20 protein-coding genes are annotated in these 23,845 nt (G+C 46.6%); 9 read left to right on the top strand and 11 right to left on the bottom strand.

The features are described 5' to 3' along the window. Nucleotides 1-5: 5 nt before the first annotated feature. The gene (gene mtaB / locus HMPREF9446_RS01040; RefSeq protein ID WP_009123593.1) at nt 6-1,325 is read right to left on the bottom strand and encodes a tRNA (N(6)-L-threonylcarbamoyladenosine(37)-C(2))-methylthiotransferase MtaB; all 1,320 of its coding nucleotides are present in this window, start codon (nt 1,323-1,325) and stop codon (nt 6-8) included. Between the two features lie 85 nt (nt 1,326-1,410). Here mtaB and HMPREF9446_RS01035 point away from each other — a divergent pair, with 85 nt between their 5' ends. From HMPREF9446_RS01035 to HMPREF9446_RS01025, 3 genes are all read left to right on the top strand, one after another. Then, nucleotides 1,411-3,084 carry a long-chain fatty acid--CoA ligase gene (locus HMPREF9446_RS01035; RefSeq protein WP_009123592.1) on the top strand — a complete coding sequence of 558 codons (1,674 nt, stop codon included), beginning with the start codon at nt 1,411-1,413 and terminating at the stop codon, nt 3,082-3,084. A gap of 158 nt (nt 3,085-3,242) precedes the next feature. After that, a complete protein-coding gene (locus tag HMPREF9446_RS01030) occupies nt 3,243-3,449 on the top strand; it encodes a hypothetical protein (RefSeq protein WP_039968218.1) in 207 nt (68 codons plus the stop codon). A gap of 332 nt (nt 3,450-3,781) precedes the next feature. Continuing rightward, entirely contained in the window at nt 3,782-4,027 is a 246-nt protein-coding gene (locus tag HMPREF9446_RS01025) for an RNA recognition motif domain-containing protein (RefSeq protein WP_009123590.1), read from the top strand. 150 nt (nt 4,028-4,177) lie between these two features. Here HMPREF9446_RS01025 and rplI read toward each other — a convergent pair whose 3' ends face one another. From rplI to rpsF, 3 genes are read right to left on the bottom strand one after another with little or no spacing between them, the layout of a single operon-like run. Further along, complete coding sequence (gene rplI / locus HMPREF9446_RS01020) at nt 4,178-4,627, bottom strand: 50S ribosomal protein L9 (RefSeq protein WP_009123589.1); 450 nt, start codon at nt 4,625-4,627, stop codon at nt 4,178-4,180. 15 nt (nt 4,628-4,642) lie between these two features. Then, nucleotides 4,643-4,915 (bottom strand): 30S ribosomal protein S18, encoded by a 273-nt coding sequence (rpsR, locus tag HMPREF9446_RS01015; protein WP_004288442.1) that lies wholly within the window; start codon nt 4,913-4,915, stop codon nt 4,643-4,645. Between the two features lie 2 nt (nt 4,916-4,917). Beyond that, nucleotides 4,918-5,262 carry a 30S ribosomal protein S6 gene (rpsF, locus tag HMPREF9446_RS01010; RefSeq protein WP_004288441.1) on the bottom strand — a complete coding sequence of 115 codons (345 nt, stop codon included), beginning with the start codon at nt 5,260-5,262 and terminating at the stop codon, nt 4,918-4,920. A 159-nt stretch (nt 5,263-5,421) separates the two neighbouring features. On the opposite strand from rpsF, the gene HMPREF9446_RS01005 reads away from it, so the two are divergent. Beyond that, on the top strand, nt 5,422-5,868 hold the full coding sequence (locus HMPREF9446_RS01005; RefSeq protein ID WP_009123588.1) for a MarR family winged helix-turn-helix transcriptional regulator: 447 nt from the start codon (nt 5,422-5,424) through the stop codon (nt 5,866-5,868). 216 nt (nt 5,869-6,084) lie between these two features. Beyond that, a complete protein-coding gene (locus HMPREF9446_RS18860) occupies nt 6,085-6,261 on the top strand; it encodes a hypothetical protein (RefSeq protein WP_009123586.1) in 177 nt (58 codons plus the stop codon). A gap of 80 nt (nt 6,262-6,341) precedes the next feature. Here HMPREF9446_RS18860 and rprY read toward each other — a convergent pair whose 3' ends face one another. The 3 genes from rprY to HMPREF9446_RS00985 all read right to left on the bottom strand — a co-directional run bounded on the left by rprY (nt 6,342) and on the right by HMPREF9446_RS00985 (nt 11,021). Further along, entirely contained in the window at nt 6,342-7,043 is a 702-nt protein-coding gene (gene rprY / locus HMPREF9446_RS00995; protein ID WP_009123585.1) for a response regulator transcription factor RprY, read from the bottom strand. 5 nt (nt 7,044-7,048) lie between these two features. Beyond that, the gene (locus HMPREF9446_RS00990; RefSeq protein WP_009123584.1) at nt 7,049-8,590 is read right to left on the bottom strand and encodes a sensor histidine kinase; all 1,542 of its coding nucleotides are present in this window, start codon (nt 8,588-8,590) and stop codon (nt 7,049-7,051) included. Between the two features lie 274 nt (nt 8,591-8,864). Then, on the bottom strand, nt 8,865-11,021 hold the full coding sequence (locus HMPREF9446_RS00985) for an elongation factor G (protein ID WP_009123583.1): 2,157 nt from the start codon (nt 11,019-11,021) through the stop codon (nt 8,865-8,867). Nucleotides 11,022-11,302: 281 nt separating this feature from the next. Here HMPREF9446_RS00985 and HMPREF9446_RS00980 point away from each other — a divergent pair, with 281 nt between their 5' ends. From HMPREF9446_RS00980 to HMPREF9446_RS00970, 3 genes are all read left to right on the top strand, one after another. Beyond that, on the top strand, nt 11,303-14,617 hold the full coding sequence (locus HMPREF9446_RS00980) for a beta-galactosidase (RefSeq protein ID WP_009123581.1): 3,315 nt from the start codon (nt 11,303-11,305) through the stop codon (nt 14,615-14,617). Between the two features lie 252 nt (nt 14,618-14,869). After that, on the top strand, nt 14,870-15,310 hold the full coding sequence (locus HMPREF9446_RS00975; RefSeq protein ID WP_009123580.1) for a DUF6078 family protein: 441 nt from the start codon (nt 14,870-14,872) through the stop codon (nt 15,308-15,310). 533 nt (nt 15,311-15,843) lie between these two features. Further along, nucleotides 15,844-17,931, top strand: coding sequence for a virulence-associated E family protein (locus HMPREF9446_RS00970; RefSeq protein ID WP_009123579.1), 2,088 nt, complete (start codon nt 15,844-15,846; stop codon nt 17,929-17,931). A 64-nt stretch (nt 17,932-17,995) separates the two neighbouring features. Here the strand turns inward: HMPREF9446_RS00970 and HMPREF9446_RS00965 are convergent, their stop codons facing one another. From HMPREF9446_RS00965 to HMPREF9446_RS00950, 4 genes are read right to left on the bottom strand one after another with little or no spacing between them, the layout of a single operon-like run. Then, nucleotides 17,996-19,612: a glycoside hydrolase family protein gene (locus tag HMPREF9446_RS00965; RefSeq protein WP_087943521.1), complete on the bottom strand. Its 1,617-nt coding sequence runs from the start codon at nt 19,610-19,612 to the stop codon at nt 17,996-17,998. Between the two features lie 58 nt (nt 19,613-19,670). Further along, the gene (locus HMPREF9446_RS00960; protein WP_009123577.1) at nt 19,671-20,687 is read right to left on the bottom strand and encodes a zinc-binding alcohol dehydrogenase family protein; all 1,017 of its coding nucleotides are present in this window, start codon (nt 20,685-20,687) and stop codon (nt 19,671-19,673) included. 39 nt (nt 20,688-20,726) lie between these two features. Beyond that, nucleotides 20,727-21,650 carry an amidohydrolase family protein gene (locus HMPREF9446_RS00955; protein ID WP_009123576.1) on the bottom strand — a complete coding sequence of 308 codons (924 nt, stop codon included), beginning with the start codon at nt 21,648-21,650 and terminating at the stop codon, nt 20,727-20,729. A gap of 13 nt (nt 21,651-21,663) precedes the next feature. Further along, nucleotides 21,664-22,596: an aldo/keto reductase gene (locus HMPREF9446_RS00950; RefSeq protein ID WP_009123575.1), complete on the bottom strand. Its 933-nt coding sequence runs from the start codon at nt 22,594-22,596 to the stop codon at nt 21,664-21,666. A 183-nt stretch (nt 22,597-22,779) separates the two neighbouring features. Here HMPREF9446_RS00950 and HMPREF9446_RS00945 point away from each other — a divergent pair, with 183 nt between their 5' ends. After that, on the top strand, nt 22,780-23,823 hold the full coding sequence (locus HMPREF9446_RS00945) for a LacI family DNA-binding transcriptional regulator (RefSeq protein ID WP_009123574.1): 1,044 nt from the start codon (nt 22,780-22,782) through the stop codon (nt 23,821-23,823). Nucleotides 23,824-23,845 lie beyond the last annotated feature (22 nt).

Raw genomic sequence — 23,845 nt, 5'->3', positions numbered from 1 at the left:
ACAAATTACGAATTATAAATTCCCGAAAGAGCGGTTCCGTCCTCATTGAAATCGCCCAAACGAACCGTTACCACTTGATTGTCCAAAGCATCATCATGAGGAACTTCCACACGAATATAATTGGGAGTAAAGCCGTGCATCGGTGTTCCCGGCTTGGAACGCTCCAACAATACCGGCATTGCCTGGCCGATGTGCCGGGCATAAAAAGCCCGTGTCTTTTCTTCTGATAGTTCCAGCAAACGCTGGCTCCGGACATGCTTTTCGGCGGGACTCACCACATGATCTATCTTTAAAGCCTGCGTTCCGGGACGTTCCGAATAGCTGAACACATGAAGCTGCGTCACATCCAGCCCTTTAATGAACTCGTATGCCTGCTCAAAATACTCTTCCGTCTCGCCACGGGTGCCCACAATGACATCCACGCCGATAAAGGAATCAGGCATCGCCTCTTTTATCTTTTTCACCTTGGAGGCAAACAAAGCGGTATCATAACGGCGGCGCATCAATTTCAATACCTCGTCGCTACCCGACTGCAAAGGTATATGAAAATGGGGCATGAAGCGCTTTGAGCGTGACACAAATTCTATAATCTCCTCTGTCAGCAGGTTGGGTTCTATGGAGGAAATGCGATAACGTTCGATTCCCTCTACCTCATCCAGAGCTTTTACCAGATCGAAGAAAGTCTCCCCCGTAGTCTTACCGAAGTCACCGATATTGACACCGGTCAACACAATCTCCCTGCCACCCTCGGCGGCGGCCTGGCGAGCCTGTTCTACCAACGAAGCGATACTTCCGTTACGGCTGCGTCCGCGGGCAAAAGGAATGGTACAATAAGAGCAATAATAATCACACCCATCCTGTACTTTCAAAAAGAACCTTGTCCGGTCACCGCGCGAACATGAAGGAGCAAACGAATGGATATCTTTCAAAGCCGAAGTATATGCCTCACCCGTTCCATGTTTCTGCAAATTACCTAAATACTGCAACAAATCCTTCTTCTGCTCAGCACCCAAAACCACATCAACCCCTTCTATCTTTGCTACCGTATCCGGTTTCAATTGCGCATAACAGCCAGTTACGACTACAAATGCCCCCGGATGCTGTTTAACCAACCGATGGATAGCCTGCCGGCATTTTTTATCTGCCACTTCCGTCACCGAACAAGTATTCACCACACAAATATCCGCCTTTTCTCCTTTGCGTGCCGTACGCACACCCGCTTCCCGCAAGATTTTACCGATAGTGGAGGTCTCTGAAAAGTTCAGCTTACACCCCAACGTATAATAAACCGCTGTCTTATCTTGAAATATATTGGTATCTATCATAAGCTTATAAACACATTTATCGCGCAAAGATATACATTATTAATCTATTTTTCCTACTTTTGCACACTCAACTAATATTTGTGCAATGATACAAGAAAATTTCATCAAACTGTACGAACATAGTTTTCGTGAGAATTGGGATCTCCCCTGCTACACCGATTACGGAGAAAACGAGAGTTATACTTATGGCCAGGTAGCACAGGAAATTGCCAGATTGCATCTGCTTTTCAAATATTGCCAGTTGCGACGCGGTGACAAAATCGCCATCATCGGCAAAAACAATGCCCGTTGGTGCATTGCCTATATGGCTACCATCACTTATGGCGGCATCGTGGTTCCCATTTTACAAGACTTCAACCCGAATGACGTACATCATATCGTCAACCATTCCGAATCCGTATTCCTTTTCACCAGTGACACCATTTGGGAGCATCTAGAAGAGGAGCGACTGACAGGCCTGCGTGGAGTATTCTCCCTGAGTGACTTCCGCTGTCTGTATCAGCGCGATGGAGAAACCATCCAACGCTTCCTAAGGCATTCTGACAGCGAAATGGAGAAAACCTATCCGGATGGGTTCCGGAAAGAAGACATCCTATATACCGACCTCTCCAATGACAAGGTCATGCTGCTGAATTACACTTCCGGAACAACAGGTTTCAGCAAAGGGGTGATGCTCACCGGCAACAACTTGGCCGGCAACGTTACTTTCGGCATCCGGACCGGATTATTAAAGAAAGGAGATAAAGTACTGTCCTTCCTGCCATTGGCACATGCATACGGTTGCGCATTCGACTTCCTCACTGCCACGGCAGTAGGAACTCATGTCACATTATTAGGCAAGATTCCTTCCCCAAAGATTTTGATGAAGGCATTTGAAGAAGTGAAACCGAATCTGATTATTACCGTTCCACTGGTCATCGAAAAGATATACAAGAATGTAATCCAGCCCATTATCAACAAGAAAAGTATGAAATGGGCATTAAGCATCCCTTTGCTGGATGGACAGATATATGCCCAGATACGCAAAAAACTCATTGATGCGCTAGGTGGCCGTTTCAAAGAAGTAATCATAGGTGGGGCTGCCATGAATTCGGAAGTGGAAGAATTCTTCCATCGCATTAAATTTCCATTTACCATCGGTTATGGCATGACCGAGTGCGCTCCACTGATCAGTTACGCTCCCTGGAACGAATTTGTGCCGACCTCTTCCGGCCGTGTGCTTGATATCATGGAAGCGCGTATTTATAAAGAAAACCCGAATGACAAGCTCGGTGAGATACAAGTACGAGGCGAAAATGTAATGACAGGCTATTACAAGAATCCCGAAGCTACCAGAGAAGTATTCACGGAAGATGGATGGCTGCGAACCGGAGACTTAGGAAGTTTGGATGAAAACAACAACCTCTATATCCGCGGGCGCAGCAAAACCATGATTCTCAGTTCCAGCGGGCAGAACATATTCCCCGAGGAAATCGAAGCACGCCTCAATAACCTGCCTTTCGTCTTAGAAAGTCTTGTGATTGAACGCAACAAGAAGTTAGTAGCTTTGGTTTATGCTGATTATGAGTCACTTGATTCTTTAGGTTTGAATCAACCCGACAATCTCAAAACCATCATGGATGAAAATCTCAAGAATCTGAATAACAGCGTTGCCTCTTACGAAAAAGTAAGCCAAATCCAGCTTTATCCGACAGAATTTGAGAAAACGCCCAAAAGAAGCATCAAGAGATACTTATACAACAGTATTGCTGAAAAGTAACATGTTGTAAAACATAGAAATAGTATTGAAAACAGGCCTAGCTCCAAAAAAAATATAAAAAAAGTTGGGGTTTGGAGAACAACCTATTCAAAAAGTACATACCTTTGCACCGTTTTAATAAAGCAATTGATTGTATTACGTTTTTAAAAGTAAAGAAAATGAAAAAATTAGTTTTGATGGCTGTAGCTATCGTAGCAGTATCTTTCGCATCTTGTGGTAACAAAGCAGCTAACGCTGAACAAGCAACTGCAGATTCAATCCGTATCGCTGACTCAATCGCAGCTGTAGAAGCAGCAGCAGCTGAAGCAGCAGCCGCAGCAGCAGCTGATACTGTAGCAGCAGATAGCGCAGTTGTAGCTGAATAATTTCAGTACAACACAGAGAGAATTGAAAGTCTGACGTGCAAAAGCACACCAGACTTTTTTTATACCCTCTTCAGAACTATTCTCTTCCTACCCAAATGTTAAGTATTGGCCATCTTTCACAAAAAGAGATATAAATTCAAAGAAAAACAGCAAAGTATAATGCAATATCCAAATTAAAGCTGTTACTTTGTGCCAACAAAACAATAAGAGGTTTATTACGATCAGCTTTTCATTATGTTTCTACTCGATTAATCACATTGAGAGTTTTCATTTCTGACTACAACTTCCTAAGACTCCTTTATTGAATTATTAATTTTTTTATTTTTGTATTTATGAACATGTACATTGGAAACCTTAGCTATAACGTTAAGGAATCAGATTTGAGACAAGTAATGGAAGAGTATGGAACAGTAGAATCAGTAAAACTGATTGTTGACCGTGACACAAGAAGATCAAAAGGCTTTGCTTTCGTAGATATGCCGGAGACATCAGAAGCTCTGAACGCAATTAAAGAATTGAACGGAGCAGAATATGTAGGCCGACAGATGGTAGTAAAAGAAGCACTGCCCAAGAACTAGAATGATTTCTAAGTTGATGATAGAACAAGGGACATGATCTGTGTATTTCAGATTATGTCCCTTCTCTATTTACCTTGCGGACAACTCCATATAACAAAGAGCCCGTTCTTTACAGAACGGGCTCTTCAATATAATTATGATGAAGTTTCTTTATGCTTCTTCAGCAACTACTTCGAAAGGAATTTCTACAGAAACTTCCTTGTGCAGCTTAACGATAGCCTTGTAGCTACCAACTTCTTTCACCGCATCCTTAACAACGATAATCTTACGATCGATGTTATGACCCAGTTTAGCCAACTCTTCAGCAATCTGAATATTACCGACAGAACCGAAGATAGTACCGGTAGAGCTAACCTTGGTAGCGATCTTCAATGATACGCCTTCCAACTTAGCAGCCAGTTCTTCAGCATCCTTCTTGATTTTCTCCAGTTTGTGAGCACGCTGTTTCAGCTCTTCAGCCAACATTTTCTTTGCAGCCGGTGAAGCAATGACAGCCTTACCAGTCGGGATGAGGTAGTTACGACCATAACCAGATTTCACTGTTACGATGTCGTTCTTATAACCCAAGTTAATAACGTCTTCTTTCAATATAATTTCCATACTTTCCTCCTCCTATTATTTCATCATGTCAGTTACATAAGGCAGCAACGCCAAGTGACGTGCTCTCTTCACAGCTTGAGCTACACGACGTTGGAACTTCAAAGAAGTACCGGTAATACGACGCGGAAGGATTTTACCTTGCTCATTCAAGAATTTCTTCAAGAATTCAGGATCTTTGTAATCGATGTACTTAATACCGCTCTTTTTGAAACGGCAGTATTTTTTCTTCTTAACATCTACTGAGGGCGGAGTTAAATATCTGATTTCTGATTGAACTTGTTGTGCCATGATTAATCCTCCTTTTTAGTTGATTTAACACTTCTTCTCTTTGCGGCATATTCAGCAGCGTACTTGTCTTGCTTGAAAGTCAAGAAACGGATAACGCGCTCGTCACGACGGAAGTTTAATTCCAGTTTCTCAATGACAGTAGGTTCTGCATTGAACTCAATCAGCTGATAAAAACCGGTTGACTTTTTCTGAATAGGATAAGCCAATTTTTTCAGTCCCCAGTTTTCTTCATTTACAATCTCAGCACCTTCAGCAGTAAGGATGCCTTTGAATTTCTCTACCGCTTCCTTCATCTGAACATCAGACAAAACGGGAGTCAAAATGAAAACGGTTTCGTATTGATTCATACTCGTTTAATTAAATAAATAAATTATTCGTTTAAAAAATGCGGTGCAAAGGTAGGCATTTTATTTTGAACTACAAACATTTAATGTTTTTTTATGTCCCGATATAGGATTTATCATGGAAGAGAAGTATCTTTGCAAAGTTGTTTAAACAATAATTTCATGATAGAGCAATTCAACTTTGATATCCGGCTGATATTTGCCATACTGAATGGCAAAGTGTCAGCGGCAATTAACCGTAAGCTATCTCGCAACTTTCGCCAGAATGGTTTGGAAATCACTCCGGAACAATGGACTGTACTCATCTTTCTATGGGAAAAAGACGGGGTCACACAACAAGAGTTGTGTAATGCAACTTTTAAAGACAAGCCCAGCATGACACGACTCATCGACAATATGGAACGCCAGCATCTCGTAGTGCGTATATCCGACAAGAAAGATCGCCGCACCAACTTGATTCATCTGACCAGAGACGGAAAAGAACTGGAAGAAAGAGCACGCGTCATCGCCAACCAAACCCTCAAGGAAGCCTTGCACGGTATCACCATCGAAGAGTTAAGCGTAAGTCAGGAAGTACTGAGAAAAATATTCTTCAACACCAAAGACTGAGACATTATTTAGTGACATGGACAATGACGCTCCATCAGTGAACAACGTCAAATCAAGGCTATAAATGAGCTCCAAAGCCTCGTTTTTCGTTCTTCACCTTCCATTCTTCATTAAAATATAGTTTTTTTGCAAAAATAATTTCGCTTGTTAAAGAATTATGCTTTTCTTTGTGACAATAATACGAAAGAAAATAATAATCTATTAAAATACACACACATGAAAGGCTTATTAAAAAATCTGGGATTGATATTAGTCGTGATAGGAGCTGTAATTCTCGTTGCATGTTCTTTTACCGGCAATGTTAACAACAACGCCATTTTGGGAACATCAGCAGTATTAGTTGTCGTTGGATTGATTTCTTACATCGCCATCAACAAAAGAATTGCAGATTGATATCAAAAAAAGGAAATAAAAAGGGCGGTTGCAATGCAACCGCCCTTTTTATTTCCAATCTCCGGCAGAAGCCAGCCTCATCAAGCTTCAGCTTCCGGAGTAATCAGTTTGTATCCTTTCCCGTGGATGTTGATAATTTCAATAGAATCATCCTCTTTCAAATGCTTGCGTAGTTTTGTGATATACACATCCATGCTACGTGCATTGAAATAATTGTCGTCAATCCAGATCGTTTTCAAGGCAAAGTCACGTTGCAGGATTTCATTGGCATGCGCACAAAGCAACCCCAACAGTTCGGATTCTTTAGTGGTCAGCTTGGTCTGCTTCTCAGACGTTGACAGAATCTGTTTCTGAGTATCAAACGTAAACTTGCCGATCTTATAGATATTGCTTTCTTTGTTTTTCTTGCCACGAACACGTCTCAAGATAGCTTCAATTCTGAAAGTCAGCTCTTCCATACTGAACGGCTTTGTAATATAGTCGTCGGCACCGATCTTGAAACCTTCCAGAATATCTTCTTTCAACGTTTTTGCCGTCAGGAAGATGATTGGAATTTCAGCGTTTGCGGCACGAACTTCCTGAGCCAATGTGAAACCGTCTTTTTTCGGCATCATCACATCAAACACGCACAAGTCATATTTATTCTTCAAGAAAGCCTTGTATCCGGCTTCTCCATCGGGATATAACTCGGCAGCGTAGCCTTTGGCCTGTAAATATTCTCTTAAAAGCATGCCAAGATTCTCATCATCTTCGCACAATAAAATACGCAGTTTCTCGTCCATATCAATCAATTTTTTAATAAAGGTAATGCAATAATAAATTTAGTTCCTACATTAAGTTCGCTTTCCGCCCGGATGGTCCCCTTATGATCTACGATAATTTTCCTCACATAAGCCAAACCCAAACCAAAGCCCTTAACATCGTGCAGATTACCTGTATGCACACGATAGAACTTTTCAAATATCTTTTTCAAATTCTCTTTCTTAATACCGATACCGTTGTCCTGAACGGAAATCATCAGTTTTCCCGGTTCATTCCAAGTCTTCACAACCAGCAGCAGATCCGCATCCGGACGTTTATACTTCACCGCATTGTCCATAAGGTTGAAAATCACGTTGGTGATATGCATCTCGTCTGCAAAGATAATCGGATCGGCAGCATTGAGTTCCGACTCAATCTTGCCGTTATAACGTTCCACTTTCAACGCAAACGTATTGATGACACCCGTTATCAGTTCATTGGCATCCAGTTCCTTCATCTTCAAAGTGGCCTTCTGACGGTCGAACATCGACATCTGCAGCACCTTTTCAACCTGGAACCTCAGCCTCTTCGTCTCATCATTGATAACGCCCGATATATGCTGGAACATAGCCGGTGACTTTCCTACAGCCGGATCTTTCAACATTTGCGCCGCCAACGAAATGGTCGATATCGGCGTCTTGAACTCGTGCGTCATGTTGTTGATAAAATCATTCTTCATCTCCGTCAGCTTCTTCTGGCGGAACACGATATAAATCGTGAAGATAAATGTAACCAACAATACAAGAGTGAATATCATGGACGGTATCATAAAACTTACCGAGTCGAAAATATAATCCCTTTTACCCGGGAAATGTATTTTCACGATACTCATACGGGCAGGAGGGTCATTCAGGAACAACGGTTGTGAATAAGAGTTCTCACTCCCCTCGTCACTGTAATCCGAACAGCGGTAAACCTCTCTGCCGTCCTTATCCACCACTCTGAAATGATAGGTCAGGTCAATGCCGTTATCAATCAGCCCGGCTTTCAGATGCTGATCTAAATTCTTAAAGTTGACACGCTCGCTAATCGGCTTGTCCTTGGCATTATACACCATATCCAAAACCACTTCATCCACCAACGCCCGTTGGTAAAGATAGCGGTGTTTAAGCATCTCTACCTGAGAACGTGAAGTCTGGGGAATTGTTTTCGCGCCATGCTTCCGTGAAATCATCGCCCTTGGCAGTTCGGAAGGCTCATTACTGAATGTTTTCAGTTCTATGGAAGAACGGACACTGCCGTCCGGGGCCGTCATCACGAACCGCTGGGTCTGCAACACCCCGTTGCCGCTTTGCGAGCGCTCCCATGCTTTCTTTTCCGCCTCGGAGATATCCTCGTTCAACCAACGCACAACCTCATCGGACTCTACACCCTTAGAAGCAGCCATCAATGCACGCTTCACCGATTCATCAAATTGCTCGTTACGCATCTTCACCATCTCCTCTATATAGCTGATCTGCAGATACAGCAAGCTAAGGAAGGAGAGACCCATCACGATGCCTAATATCCATATTGTTGACTTTTTCATAGTCACAAAATTAACACTCCCTAATTAACACTCCTAACAAATTAACCTGATTTAACCGGACGTTCTCGTAAATTAACCGAAGGTCGTTTTTTAGGTCACATTACGAGCATTATAACAAAAAGAAAGACCTTTGGTTTGCAAATTTAATAAAAAATTAATCATTCGTGTTCACAATTCCCTATGTTCTTAATCAGCGTTAATAAAAAAAGCCGTCATTTCCTGCTACGAGGCAACAACGGCTTTAACTATTTATAAAAAACAGACGAAGTGATTCTTATTCTTCAGCTTGTTTAGCTTCAAATTCCTTTATCAGCTTATCTTGCACATCGCTCGGAACAAGTTCATAGCTTGCAAACTTCATAATAAAGGAAGCACGTCCTCCGGTCAACGAGCTCAGTGCCGTCGAGTAGGAAGACATCTCTTTAAGAGGCACCTTGGCAATCAGCTTTTCATATCCGGCCTCACTGCTCATGCCCATAATCATGGCGCGGCGTCCCTGCAAGTCACCCATTACATCGCCCATCTTGTCGGACGGCACAAAGACTTCCACATCATAAATAGGCTCCAGAATCTTGGGACCGGCATTCTTGAACGCTTCACTGAACGCATTACGTCCTGCCAACATGAAAGAGATTTCATTAGAGTCAACCGGATGCATCTTCCCGTCATATACAATCACGCGTACGTCACGGGCATACGAGCCTGTCAACGGACCTTGTTCCATACGGGACATGATGCCTTTCAAGATAGCCGGCATGAAACGGGCGTCAATGGAGCCGCCTACGATACTGTTGACAAACACCAGCTTGCCCCCCCACTCCAATGGCACCTCTTCGGTACCCTTGACATTCATCTTGAACTCCTGACCACCAAATTTATAAGTCTCCGGCATCGGCATACCCTCGTAATAAGGCTCCACAATCAGATGGACTTCACCAAACTGGCCTGCACCACCCGACTGCTTTTTATGACGATAATCGGCACGGGCAGCCTTCGTGATCGTTTCACGATATGGAATTCTCGGCTCTTCAAACTTAATCTGGAGCTTTTCATTGTTTTCCAGCCGCCACTTCAACGTACGCAGATGGAATTCACCCTGACCGTGCACAATGGTCTGGCGCAGTTCTTTGGACTGGTCAATCACCCAGGTCGGATCTTCCTCGCGCATACGGTTCAAGACAACCATCATTTTCTCCGTATCGGCCTCATTCACCGGTTTGATGGCACGTGAATATTTGGAATTCGGATACTTGATGAAATTGAAACGGTTCTCCGTTCCCTTGCCATTCAAAGTATTGCCGGTATGTACATCTTTCAGCTTCACGGTACAGCCAATATCACCGGCCACCATCTCTTCCACTTTGATGCGGTTAGACCCCGCACAAGCATAAATCTGCGCAATACGTTCCTTGGAGCCACGGTCTGCATTCGTAAAATCATCGCCTTCGTGCACCTTGCCGCTCATTACCTTGAAATATTGGACATCACCGATGTGCGGCTCAACAGCCGTCTTAAAGAAATACAAAGAAGTAGGTCCGTTGGAATCCGGTTTCACCACTTCTCCACGTGTATTGTGCACCGGCGGCATTTCATCCACGAACGGAACCACATTGCCCAGGAATTCCATCAAACGGCGAACGCCCATATCCTTACCTGCGCAGACACAGAATACCGGGAACATTCCACGGGAGGCCAAACCTTTACGGATGCCCTCACGCATTTCGTCTTCCGTCAATGAGTCTTGCTCAAAGAATTTCTCCATCAAGCCTTCGTCATGTTCAGCGGCCGCCTCTACCAATGCCTTGTGCAGTTCGGTCGCTTTTTCCATCTCTTCGGCCGGAATGTCTTCGATGACAGGAGCCCCGCCATCCGGTCCCCATGAGTATTTTTTCATCAGGAGTACATCAATCAACGAATTGAAATTCGGTCCTGTAGCCAACGGATATTGTACCGGCACCACCTTCGGGCCATAGATGGACTGCAACTGCTCCAATACCATATCATAATCGCACTTTTCATTATCGAGCTGGTTCACCAGGAAAATAACCGGTTTCCCCAGTTTCTCCGTATAGCGGAAATGATTTTGCGTACCTACTTCCGGGCCATATTGGCCGTTAAGCAACAGGATGGCAGTATCGGTCACGTTCAGCGCCGTCATCGCAGCTCCAACGAAATCATCGCTACCCGGGCAGTCGATAATATTCAGTTTCTTACCGTTCCATTCCACATGGAAAACGGTGGAAAACACAGAATAGCCATATTCCTGTTCCACCGGGAAGTAATCGCTGACCGTATTCTTGGCAGTAATTCTGCCGCGACGTTTTATAATACCACTCTCAAAGAGCAGCGCTTCCGTGAGAGTGGTTTTACCCGAGCCGTCATTGCCAAGCAGGGCAATGTTCTTAATTTCATTCGTCTGATATACTTTCATGATATATAAGATTTAAAGTGAATAATTCAGCATGCTTCCGTATGCCATAAACTTTAGTGAGGCGCAAATTAGGCATTAATCGAAAGAAAAGCAACATAGAGAGGCATGTTATACAACACACTCCATTCTCCGTCAAAAGAAAAACTTCAGTCGGTTCGCAAGGCTTCCGGTGTATTTTGAACCATAATCTCTCCTTTTTGACATATTTGCCACCCCTCATTCCATCAACTTTCAGCTATCTTTGCCTACGAACATTATTAATTCCTAATACCATTTATTTAATGAAACAAAAAATGATCCGAAGCCTGGCCTTACTTGTCGGCCTGTTCTGCCTGCTTTCCGTAAAAGCTCAAATGGCCAATTCGTCCATCGTTCCGGGGGAAGTATGGAAAGATACCGACGGCAATCCCATCAACGCCCATGGTGGCGGGCTTCTGTACCACGAAGGGACTTATTATTGGTACGGTGAATACAAAAAGGGAAAAACTACCCTGCCCGAATGGGCTACATGGGAATGCTACCGCACCGACGTAACCGGTGTAAGTTGTTACTCTTCGAAAGACCTGCTGAACTGGAAATTCGAAGGTATCGTGCTTCCTGCCGTGAAAGACGACGAAAAACACGACTTGCATCCCAGCAAAGTACTGGAACGCCCCAAAGTGATTTACAACGAAAAAACGAAGCAATTCGTCCTATGGGCGCATGTGGAAAGTGCCGACTACAGCAAGGCATGTGCCGGTGTGGCGGTCAGCGATTCTCTCACCGGGACATTCACCTATGTAGGCAGCTTCCGCCCGAACGGTGCGATGAGCCGAGACCAGACAGTGTTCGTTGACGATAACGGCAAGGCATATCAGTTCTACTCTTCGGAAAACAACGCCACCTTATATATAAGCGAACTGACGGATGACTACTTGAAGCCCACCGGTCGCTATACACGCAACTTCGTGAAGCAGAGCCGTGAAGCACCCGCCGTATTCAAATATAACGGCAAGTACTATATGCTCTCTTCCGGTTGTTCCGGCTGGGATCCCAATGTAGCCGAACTGGCAGTGGCAGACTCCATTATGGGACAATGGAGCACTATCGGTAATCCATGTACCGGTCCTGATGCAGACAAGACTTTCTATGCACAAAGCACTTATGTGCAGCAAGTCTATGGAAAGGGGAATGCCTACATCGCCATGTTCGACCGTTGGAAGAAGAAAGACCTTGAAGACTCGCGCTACGTATGGCTTCCACTCGAATTCGGCAAAGACGGCAAAATCACGATACCTTGGCACGACAGTTGGAACCCGCGCACCCAATGGGAAGGACAAGGCGACTTTTCAGCCGGCAAGGGTACTTTCCTGCTAAACGGCAAACCGTTTGTCGTCAAAGCCGCAGAGCTGCACTATCCACGCATTCCCAAAGCCTATTGGGACCAACGTATCAAGCTATGCAAGGCACTGGGCATGAACACCATCTGCCTTTACGTATTCTGGAACTCTCATGAGCCTCAGCCGGGTGTATTCGACTTCACCGGACAAAATGACCTGGCGGAATTCTGCCGCTTGTGCCGGCAGAACGATATGTATGTCATCCTGCGCCCAGGACCCTATGTCTGCGCCGAATGGGAAATGGGAGGACTGCCCTGGTGGCTGCTCAAGAAGAAGGATATCCGCCTACGCGAATCCGACCCCTACTTTATAGAGCGTGTAGGTATCTTCGAAAAAGCCGTTGCCGAGCAAGTGGCTGACATGACCATACAGAACGGAGGCCCCATCATCATGGTGCAAGTAGAGAACGAATATGGCTCCTATGGGGAAGACAAAGGTTACGTATCGCAAATCCGCGACATCGTACGCGCCAACTACCCCGGCGTAACACTGTTCCAATGTGACTGGGCATCCAACTTCACCAAGAACGGACTCCACGACCTGGTATGGACCATGAATTTCGGTACGGGAGCCAACATCGACCAGCAGTTTGCACCACTGAAAAAGCTTCGTCCGGACAGCCCGCTGATGTGCTCCGAATTCTGGAGCGGATGGTTCGACAAGTGGGGCGCCAACCACGAAACCCGTCCGGCTGCCGACATGATTGCCGGTATTGACGAGATGTTATCCAAAGGCATCTCCTTCAGTCTCTACATGACCCACGGAGGAACCAACTGGGGACACTGGGCAGGAGCCAACTCACCGGGATTCGCCCCTGACGTGACTTCATACGACTACGACGCCCCCATCAGTGAATCGGGACAGACCACTCCCAAATACTGGGAATTGCGGAAAACGTTATCCAAATACATGGATGGTGAGAAGCAGGCTAAAGTTCCCGCTTTAATCAAGCCCATCCGCATTCCGGCTTTCCAATTTACAGAGATGGCTCCTTTGTTCGACAACCTTCCTGCTGCCAAGAAAGACCGCAACATCCGCACCATGGAGGAATATAACCAGGGATTCGGAAGCATTCTCTACCGCACCACGCTGCCCGAGATGAAAACTTCGTCCCTGCTCACCGTGAACGATGCGCACGATTATGCCCAAATTTTCCTGAACGGCAAATACATCGGCAAGCTGGACCGGCGCAACGGCGAAAAGCAACTGGCATTCCCCGCCTGCCCCAAAGGCGCACGTCTCGACATTCTGGTAGAAGCCATGGGACGCATCAACTTCGGACGTGCCATCAAGGACTTCAAAGGTATCACCCGGAGCGTGGAGCTTACTGTAGACATCGACGGGCATCCATTCACCTGCGACCTGAAGGATTGGGAAGTCTATAATCTGGAAGATACATACGATTTTTATAAGAACATGAAGTTCCGCCCCATCGGCTCACTGAAAGACGAGTCGGGACAACGTATTCCGGGTTGCTACCGTGCCACCTTCAAAGTAAACAAGCCTAGCGACACTTTCCTTAACTTCGAGACTTGGGGCAAGGGACTTGTCTATGTCAACGGGCACGCCATGGGACGCATTTGGGAAATCGGCCCGCAACAGACCCTCTACATTCCGGGATGCTGGTTGAAGAAAGGCGAGAATGAAGTGATGGTCTTCGACATCATCGGTCCCAAAGAGGCCAAGTCCGAAGGACTGAGCGAACCGTTGCTGGACCAGCTACTCGTCACCAAGCCGCTGACGCACCGCAATGAGGGTGAAAGTCTCGACTTGTCCGGCGACCATCCCGTCTTCTCCGGCAGCTTCAATCCCGGCAACGGCTGGCAGGAACGCAAATTCAACCAACCCGTCACCGGACGTTATATCTGCCTGGAAGCCTTGAACTCACAAGACGGGAAAGACCTGGCTTGCATTGCCGAAATGTACCTGCTGGATGAGCATGGAGAACGTCTGTCACGTGAACCTTGGATTGTCAATTATGCCGACAGCGAAGACGTATCCCACGCCAACTGTTCCGCCGACAAGCTCTTCGACCTTCAGGAATCAACCTACTGGAGTACGACGAAAGGCACTCCATACCCGCACGCAGTCGTGATTGATTTGGGAAGCACCCGTACACTGACCGGCATACAATATCTTCCCAGAATGGAAAGCGAAGTGCCGGGCGGAATCAAGGATTTCAAGGTCTATGTAAAGACAAAAAACTTCAAATATTAAAAGACAGATGAATTGAAAGCGGCTTTGGCCAACACGCACCGGCAGCTTTCAGGCGCTGATTACACGGAATAAGGCAGGCAAATAAGGCAAGTCTGCCCCGTTCCGCGTAATCAGCATTTTATTTCAAGTCCAGCCAAGCCGTTTTTTCGGACAATCAGCATTCATATTCCGGAATATTTGAAACATTTATTACTTTATTCCTTACCTTTGCAGCCGTGTCCTACGTCCTAACCGTAAACAAGCGAATAATATATGAAAGATAATTTCAACTACCAGTCTGTGCCTTATGGCTTTGCGCATTGCTTTAACAGTCAGTGCGTCCATAGGGAAGAATGCCTGCACCACTTGGCTGCAGAAAATTCCACCTCACAATATCCTACTTTAAGCATCATCAATCCCAACCGTATCCCTGCCGATACCACCGGATGCCCTTATTTCCGGGAAGCCCGGAAGCAGCGGGTCGCATGGGGCATCCGGCACCTGCTGGACAATGTACCCCACAAATACGCAGCCCCAATGAGAAACCTGTTCATCAACCACTTCGGCAAGACAACCTATTATCGTTTTTACCGCCAGGAACAAGGTTTGTTCCCCAAGGCACAAGCGTATATCCGTCAGGTTTTCAAGCAAAATGGAATTGCCGAGGAACCGGAATTCGAGAGGTTCAGCGAAGAATACAGCTACAACAATTGAAAAGGATATCCTCCTCCCGCAAAGTTTATTTTTGAAAAACATCTGTCACGCTATCACGCAAAGGGGGATATACTTCTCACTACAAACCCATTAAAGCGTGACAGATACCCGTGATAGATAAAAATTCCCCTCAACTATCCATCACGCCCTCAAAAGCCATGGCAAAAGCAGTCTCCGGCACTTGCTTCACCCGCCACAGGACAAAGCTATATACTTAGTTTTCAGCATGAAACTTTTAGTTTTAACTGCAAATACCAAAAATTTCAACGTTAAATACCAAAAGTTTCCCTTAGATAAACCAAAAGTATCTATTAGGTAAACCATCTGTTTCAATGAGCAATACCTTCTGTTCCAACAAACAAAACCTTTTGTTCCAATGGCAGGAAATTATCGTTTCCACAAGATTATCCCTGAAAAAGCATCGAAGCAGACCTAAAAAAGCATGGAATCACTTGTAAAAGGGACATAATTGTCGTACCTTAGTACACTGTAAGCAAACCATTTTGCCTGCATGTGACAAAACAAAAATATAAATGAAAATTACCCAACTGAGAGAAAAAGACGGGAACCTGACACTGAGCACGACAGACTTGGACACCTTCCTACAAAAAATAAAGACAGAAACCAAAGCCCTCCCCGTATCCGCCTTCCGGCAGAAACTGCGATACACCCTGCCCGGCAACCGCTGCGATGAAGCAGACCGCCTGCCCAAAGTGATTCCGGCAGCCGAATTCCGCAAGGCGGACGGTGTATGCCAGATGAAAACCTACAACGGCATTGTGGAACTGACCGTAGGCCCGCTTTCCGGCAGGTCCGAAATAGCCCTCGTGAAACGCCTTGCCTGGGAACAGCCGCAAACAAGACTCGTATTCACCGGTTCCAGTGGACGGACTGTAAAAATCTGGACCGCCTTCACCCGCCCGGACAACTCACTGCCGGGCAAACGGGAAGAGGCCGAAGTCTTCCACGCCCATGCCTACCGCCTTGCCGTGAAATGCTACCAGCCCCAACTGCCTTTCGACATCCTGCTGAAAGAGCCCGGACTGGAACAGTACTCCCGCCTCTCTTTCGACCCTGAAGCCATGTACCGCCCGGACTCCATACAGTTCTACCTTGCGCAGCCTGCCTCCATGCCCGGCGAAACCACCTACCGGGAAGCCCTGCAAGACGAAAGGACACCTCTGACGCGTGCCGTGCCGGGATACGAAGCCGAAGAAGCCGTCATCATGCTGTTTGAAGCCGCTCTGCAGAAAACCTTCGCCGAACCGGCCGAAACCGGCAACAGCCGGCACGCCCTGACAGTACGCCTCGCCGAGCACTGCTTCCGTTCGGGCATCCCCGAAGAAGAGACTGTAAAGCGCACCTATTTCCATTATTATCTACGTCAGAAAGAAGCCGTCATCCGGCAGATTGTAAGGAGCGTTTACCAGGAGAGCAAAGGTTTCGACACCCAAAGCAGCCTTAACAAAGAGCAGAAGCTCGCCATACAGACGGATGAGTTCATGAAGCGCCGCTACGACTTCCGCTACAACACCCAGGTGGGCGACGTGGAATACCGTGAACGCCACTCGTTCCGTTTCCGCTTCTCACCCATCGACAAGCGCACGCTAAACAGCATTGCCCTCGACGCACAGAGCGAGGGTATCTCCCTATGGGACAGAGACATCAGCCGGTATATCTACTCCAATCGTATTCCGGTATTCAACCCGCTGGAAGATTATCTGTACGACCTTCCGCACTGGGACGGAAAAGACCGCATCCTGGCACTCGCCCGGACAGTACCCTGCAACAATCCATATTGGGCCGAACTGTTCCACCGCTGGTTTCTCAACATGGTGGCGCATTGGCGCGGCACTACCGACAAGAAATATGCCAACAGCGTCTCTCCCTTGCTGGTAGGCGCACAAGGCACGCGCAAAAGCACCTTTTGCCGAAGCCTCGTCCCGCCCGAACTGCGTGCCTATTACACGGACAGCATCGACTTCTCGCGCAAACGCGACGCCGAACTCTACCTCAATCGCTTTGCGCTCATCAACATCGATGAATTCGACCAGATAAGCAGCACCCAGCAAGGATTTCTGAAGCACATTCTCCAGAAACCGGTGGTCAACGTGCGCAAGCCCTACGCCAATGCCGTGCTCGAAATGCGCCGGTATGCCTCGTTCATCGCCACCAGCAACCAGAAGGACCTGCTGACCGATCCCAGCGGCAGCCGCCGGTTCATCTGCATCGAAGTGACGGAAGCGATAGACACCAACCGCCCGATAGACTACAACCAGCTCTACGCCCAAGCCATGCACGAACTGGACCACGGCGAACGCTATTGGTTCAACCAGTCGGACGAACGGATTATGACGGAAAACAACCACGACTTTGAACAAATACCGCCCGAAGAGCAATTATTCTACCGCTATTTCCGCATTGCCGGAAACGACGAGGAAGGAGAATGGCTGTCGTCCGCCGAAATACTGAACCGCCTGCGCCGGTACAGCGCCATGCCGCTATCTACCAAGAAAGTGAATGTATTCGGAAGGATATTGCAGAAACATGAAGTGCCGTCCCGCAGGACGCGGTTCGGCACGCTGTATCATGTGGTGGAGCACAAGGATGAGCCTTGTTGATTATAAGTGAGTTCATGCGCAATCTTGAAGATTATGCGCATGCCGCTCCAACATGGACAATCTTTTACTCAAAAACACTCTTTTCCACTTCTACTCCATCTTGTAGAAAGATCACTTCATACCCGGACTTCCCATCAAAAGAAGCTGATGCGGGCTTTAACGGCAAATTGACCGTTTCATAGGGCTGCAATGCACCTGCCCTCACTCGTCCCAAGCTGTTTCCGCCGCATCTCACCTCAACTTCAACAGCCTTGGACGCAGACAAGCCTAAATTCTGTACCTCCAGCCGCAACTCTCCTTTTCCTTTGTCGTAAACAGGACGCCGGGCGGAAAGCAAAGCGGGCAGGTAATCCACATAAGGCAGACGCGCATAGCCATAAAGCATGTTTCCGGACTTGTCTTTACCTATCATCTTCGGAGCGAACTCCTCAGCAGTGATTCCGCTTCCCTTACCGGAGAAAACGACAATCAAGTCTTTGCCTGAAGTTCTCGTCTTCAAGGGTTTGCAGCCCCGTCCGAAGTTCACCTCCTTATAAGAGCCAAAACGTAGCGATTGTATATCCACTTCTGCCTGAGGGTCGAATCCCTCTTCCGCAGCAATCTTCACTTCTATGGTACGTGTAGCGGAAGTTATCTCCTTTTCATTCAAGACAGAAAGCAACATGCCTTTATTCAACGGAATACAAATATTCTTGGAACTATGCTTGTCGCCGGGCAAATCCTCCCATTTTATCGTATCTATAACAGCAAAATTCATCTGAACCGCCCGTCCGTGTTCATCTTGGAAAACTTTAGGACGTTCGTACTTGAACCAATGCTCTACCTCACCGCCTTTGTGAAAAGAAATGCCCGGCACATAAGCCTCGCCCGGTTCAATAATCCAATGAACCCCGTCTTTTGAGCGCTGATAGAAAGCTATTCTCCCCAACCAATCGTTCACAATCAAGTGATACTGAAGGTCATCCCGCCATACCACCGGGTCTTCAAACCTACCTTCCACAGGAGGATAGACTCTTTTATCCGTCAACTGACAATAAGTAGAAAGACCATCCTTGCTAATCCATACACCTCCTCCACGGCACACCGCCAAGTAAGACCCATCCTGCCTGCGGGCAAAGGTAAGGTTGGAAAGCCCTTCTATAATCTTGCGGTCACGCGCATCAAAGTCAAACTGTCCGTATGTCCAAACAGAACTGTCTTCTTTATCGGCAATATAGTAGCCGTCTATCACATAAACCACTACACGCCCGTCTTCCAGCCGGAAGGCTTCGGGGTTGTGTCCCTTACCCACCGAATTGCGTATTTTAAAAGGACCGGTAGAATTATCACTCACAGCATGATAAACCGTCGAGTTTGGCCAGAACATGTGTCCTTTAGGAGATTCCTCCGGCCAGCCGCATACGAACAGGTGATATTTCCCATCGGCATCCTGCAAGATATTCCCTCCCCAGAAAGATGTTCCGGGAAGTTCGATACCGTTATCCACATAGCGGTTCAACACACTGTCCGCTCCCCAGATGCCCTGAGCCGAGACACCTTCAGGCATAGGTTGGAAACGATCCATAAAACGCCCGCCATTTATCAGTTGTTTCCACTCGGCAGGACGCTCGCGCTCCGTTATCTGCGCACAAAGCGATACGGACAAAAGGCTTGCCCCAATCAATGTCAATAGTTTCTTCATTCCACTCATTTATTTGAAATTCAATAATTTAAACACATATACAGTGATTTGTCATTTTCTATAACTCAACCAATATCCGGAATACCTTTCCCGGATTTGCCACCCACTCCATCATGGCATCCAACGCCTTTTCAGGCTCTACGATCCTGGTTATCAATTCTTCCGCCGGACAATCTCCGGTTTCCATATAATTGATTACCGCCCGAAAATCTGCCGGCAACGCATTCCGTGAACCGCAGATGTCCACTTCCTTTTGCACGAAGAGTTTTGTCTGAAACGTAACTTCATTCTTAGCATATCCAATGCAGACCACACGTCCCGTAAATCCGACTTCATCCACCGCCATCACATACGTCGCAGGACTGCCTACAGCCTCAATCACCACATCAGCACCCGATCCCCGGGTAAATTCCAACATCTGCTGATGTACGTTTTCCGCCCTGGAGTTTATCACATAAGATGCTCCTATCCTTTGGGCCAGTTCCAACTTCTTGTCGTCAATATCCACGGCAATGACCGTAGAGCCTCTCAAAGCTGCACGCACAATGGCACCTACACCTATCATTCCGCAACCAATCACCATGACATATTCATTATCGGCCACCCGAGCCCTGGAAACGGCATGAAATCCGACACTCATCGGTTCAATCAAAGCACAATAGCGGGGGGATATCGCTCCCGCAGGAATAATTTTCGTCCAAGGCAGCACGGCATATTCACACATCACCCCGTTACGCTGTACCCCCAGCGTCTCATTGTGCTCGCAAGCGTTGACACGCCCGTTGCGGCACGAAGCACACTTTCCGCAATTGGTATAAGGGTTCAACGTTACATTCATTCCCACCTCAAAACCGGCCGGGACATCATTTCCTATTTCCTCAATGACAGCTCCTACCTCGTGTCCGGGTATCACCGGTAGTTTCACCATCGGGTTACGCCCCAGGAATGTATTCAGGTCGGATCCACAGAAACCGACATACTTGATTCTTACCAACACTTCACCGGTACCTACCACCGGCTTATCCAATTCCACAACCCTCATCTCAGAGATTTTCACTATCTGAACAGCTTTCATTCTATATACTACTCATTTATAAAATTATCAATTGTCATTTTATTCACACATATTCTTAATATACGGCAGCACCGGCAGATTGGAAAAGCCATAAAACTTCCGGGCGTTTTCTCCCAGGAAAAGTATCTTCTCATCATCTGTCAACTCCGGAGATTTCATTATAAAATCATACGACATCTTATAAGTAATGACCGTGATGGTGCGCGGATAGTCGGAACCCCACATCAGTTTTTCCATCCCTACCAGCTCCGCCGCTTCACGAATGCTCCGTACCGCCCCTTTGAACGGATAGAAGTCATCGTTGAAAAGCCAAGTGATTCCTCCGGACTCTATCATCACGTTGGGATACCTTGCCAGACGAATCTGTTCCGTCCAATCAGGAAGGGTGACCATTCCGAAATGACCGACCGCTACCTTCAGCCGGGGACATTCTTGAATGACCTCCTCCATTTCGGCTACCTGCAAAACGCCGTCTGCCAAATCTACAGACAGCAACACACCTTTCTCCTCCATATAACGGAACATCCGCATCATTTCATCACAGTTCAACATCACCCTCCCCTCCTTCAGCAACAAACGTTGGGCGGGAATCTTGATGGCTTTGAATCCTCTTGCAACCAGACGTTTCACCTCATCCAAAAATCCCGGTTTGCGGAATTCGCACATTCCGCAGACAAAGAAACGGTCAGGATAGCGGGAAGCAACCTCCGCAAGATAATCATTCTGAAAACCATCAATAAACTCCTGTGTGATGACAGCAGCGGAAACTTGCGCATAATCCATATTGGACAAGAAAATCTCCGCACTGTTCACGCCATCCACCATAAAGGGAGGAAGCATCTGCCGTACTTCACCCATAAACAGCGAACGGCCTTGTTCCAAAGTGCGGACAGGCAAGCCATCCACCATCGTATCTTGCCGCAGCCACAAATGGGCATGCGCATCTATCATTGTATAGTTCATAGTCAACTACTTATCATGAGTTTGCCCAGCTCACACGTTGCTGGTCACCAATAATGTCCTGCACCTCGCGTACCAACTGCCAGTCAATCGGTTCCTCAATGAAAGCAACATTGTTTTTTACATTCCGAGGATTTGCCGTACTGAATAACGTAGTGGCTATATGCGGATTGCTGACGGAGAACTGCATAGCCAGTTTCTCTATCGGATAATTCTTCGCCTTGCAATGTTGCATCGCCTTGCGGCATGCGTCCACCAGCGGAGCCGGAGCAGGATGCCATGCCGGAACACCCCGTTCGGTCAGTAATCCCATAGAAAACGGAGAGGCATTGATAACCCCTATCCCTTTGGACTCAAAATAATCAAGGAAGTCCGTCAGCTTATCGTCGCATAAGCAGTAATGGCAGAAATTCAGCACAGACTCCACCGTGCCCTCCGGTGTATGGTCTATTACCCATTTCAGATTTTCCAGTTGCAGGTCTGTGATTCCGACATGCCCCACCATGCCTTTCTCACGCAGCTCCACCAAGGCAGGCAGGGTTTCATTGGCCACCTGGTTCAAATCGGCAAATTCTATGTCATGCACATTAATCAAATCAATGAAATCAATATGCAGCCTTTCCATACTTTCAAGGACACTTTCTACAGCACGTTTGGCAGAATAGTCCCACGCATTCGCTCCATCCTTTCCGTAGCGTCCCACCTTAGTGGAAAGATAATAGCTGTTACGGGGAATATCCTTCAAAGCCTTTCCCAAAACGGTTTCGGCCTTGTAATGACCATAATAGGGAGAGACATCTATGAAGTTCATCCCCAATTCAATTGCGGTAAACACCGACTCAATGCCTTCCTTTTCCTTAATGTCATGGAAAACCCCTCCCAAAGAAGAAGCCCCGAAACCGAGTGACGACACTTTCATTCCAGTCTTTCCAATTTCATGGTATTGCATACTTTTTAAATTTAAGCAGTTTTTTCTGTAGGTGACAAAAGTAAGACGAAAACAATCTTGCCGGAATACATGATGGTCAAAAAAGGCACGCAATGGTTTACGTAAAAAAAAGAAGCAATAATTCTGTTTTCAAAAGGAAATATAGTTTCTTTGTAAATGAATCATAGAAACACCTTACTGACCATGAAAAGCTCCAAGCCAACCTCATTGAAAGATATTGCCGAAATCTTGGGAGTATCCATACCCACTGTGTCCAGAGCCTTGAAAAACAGTCCAGAAATCAGCCTTGAACTTTGCGCTAAAACCCAAAAGTTAGCAAAAGAAATGAATTACCGTCCCAACCCGTTTGCACTAAGCCTGCGGAAGAACGCACCGCGTACCATCGGTGTGATAGTACCGGACATCGTAACCCATTTCTTCGCCTCCATCTTGAACGGCATAGAAAACACGGCTATAGCAAACGGATATTTCATTATCATCACAACTTCACACGAGTCATATGAATATGAAAAAAGGAACATCCAGAACCTGGTAAACATGCGGGTGGAAGGAATCATCGCCAGCCTGTCCCAGGAAACGACGGACTATTCCCATCTCTCCGCCTTGAAAGACATCAACATGCCACTCCTACTGTTCGACCGTGTCTGCCTCACGGAACAATTTTCTTCAGTAGTGGCAGACGGAGCCTACTCCGCACAGACGGCTACCCAGCATTTGCTGGACAATGGCAGCAGACGGGTGGCGTTCATAGGAGGAGCCAATCATCTGGATATTGTAAAAAAAAGGAAGCATGGTTATCTGGAGGCGTTGCGCAACAACCGCATTCCCATTGAAAAGGAGCTTGTCATATGCAGAAAATTAGATTTTGAAGAAGGGAAAATTGCTACGGAAACCCTGCTGGCCCTTCCCAACCCACCTGATGCCATCCTTGCCATGAACGACACACTGGCTTTTGCGGCCATGGAAGTCATCAAGAGCCACGGGCTGCGCATTCCGGAAGACATAGCCATCATTGGATATACAGACGAACAGCATGCCAACTATGTAGAACCGAAACTGTCTGCCATATCCCATCAAACATACAAAATGGGAGAAAGCGCCTGCCAACTTCTGATAGAACAGATAAAGGGCGAAAAGACAGTCAAGCAAGTGGTTGTACCCACGCACCTGCAGATAAGAGAAAGCAGTATTAAAACAACTTATTCTTCCAAACGGCCTTCTCTTTAAGCATTGCCCAACAACCTTTCGG

Origin of the sequence: Bacteroides fluxus YIT 12057 (genome assembly GCF_000195635.1) — a bacterium.
GTDB classification, from domain to species: domain Bacteria; phylum Bacteroidota; class Bacteroidia; order Bacteroidales; family Bacteroidaceae; genus Bacteroides; species Bacteroides fluxus.
This window is presented reverse-complemented; position numbering and strand designations above follow the sequence as displayed.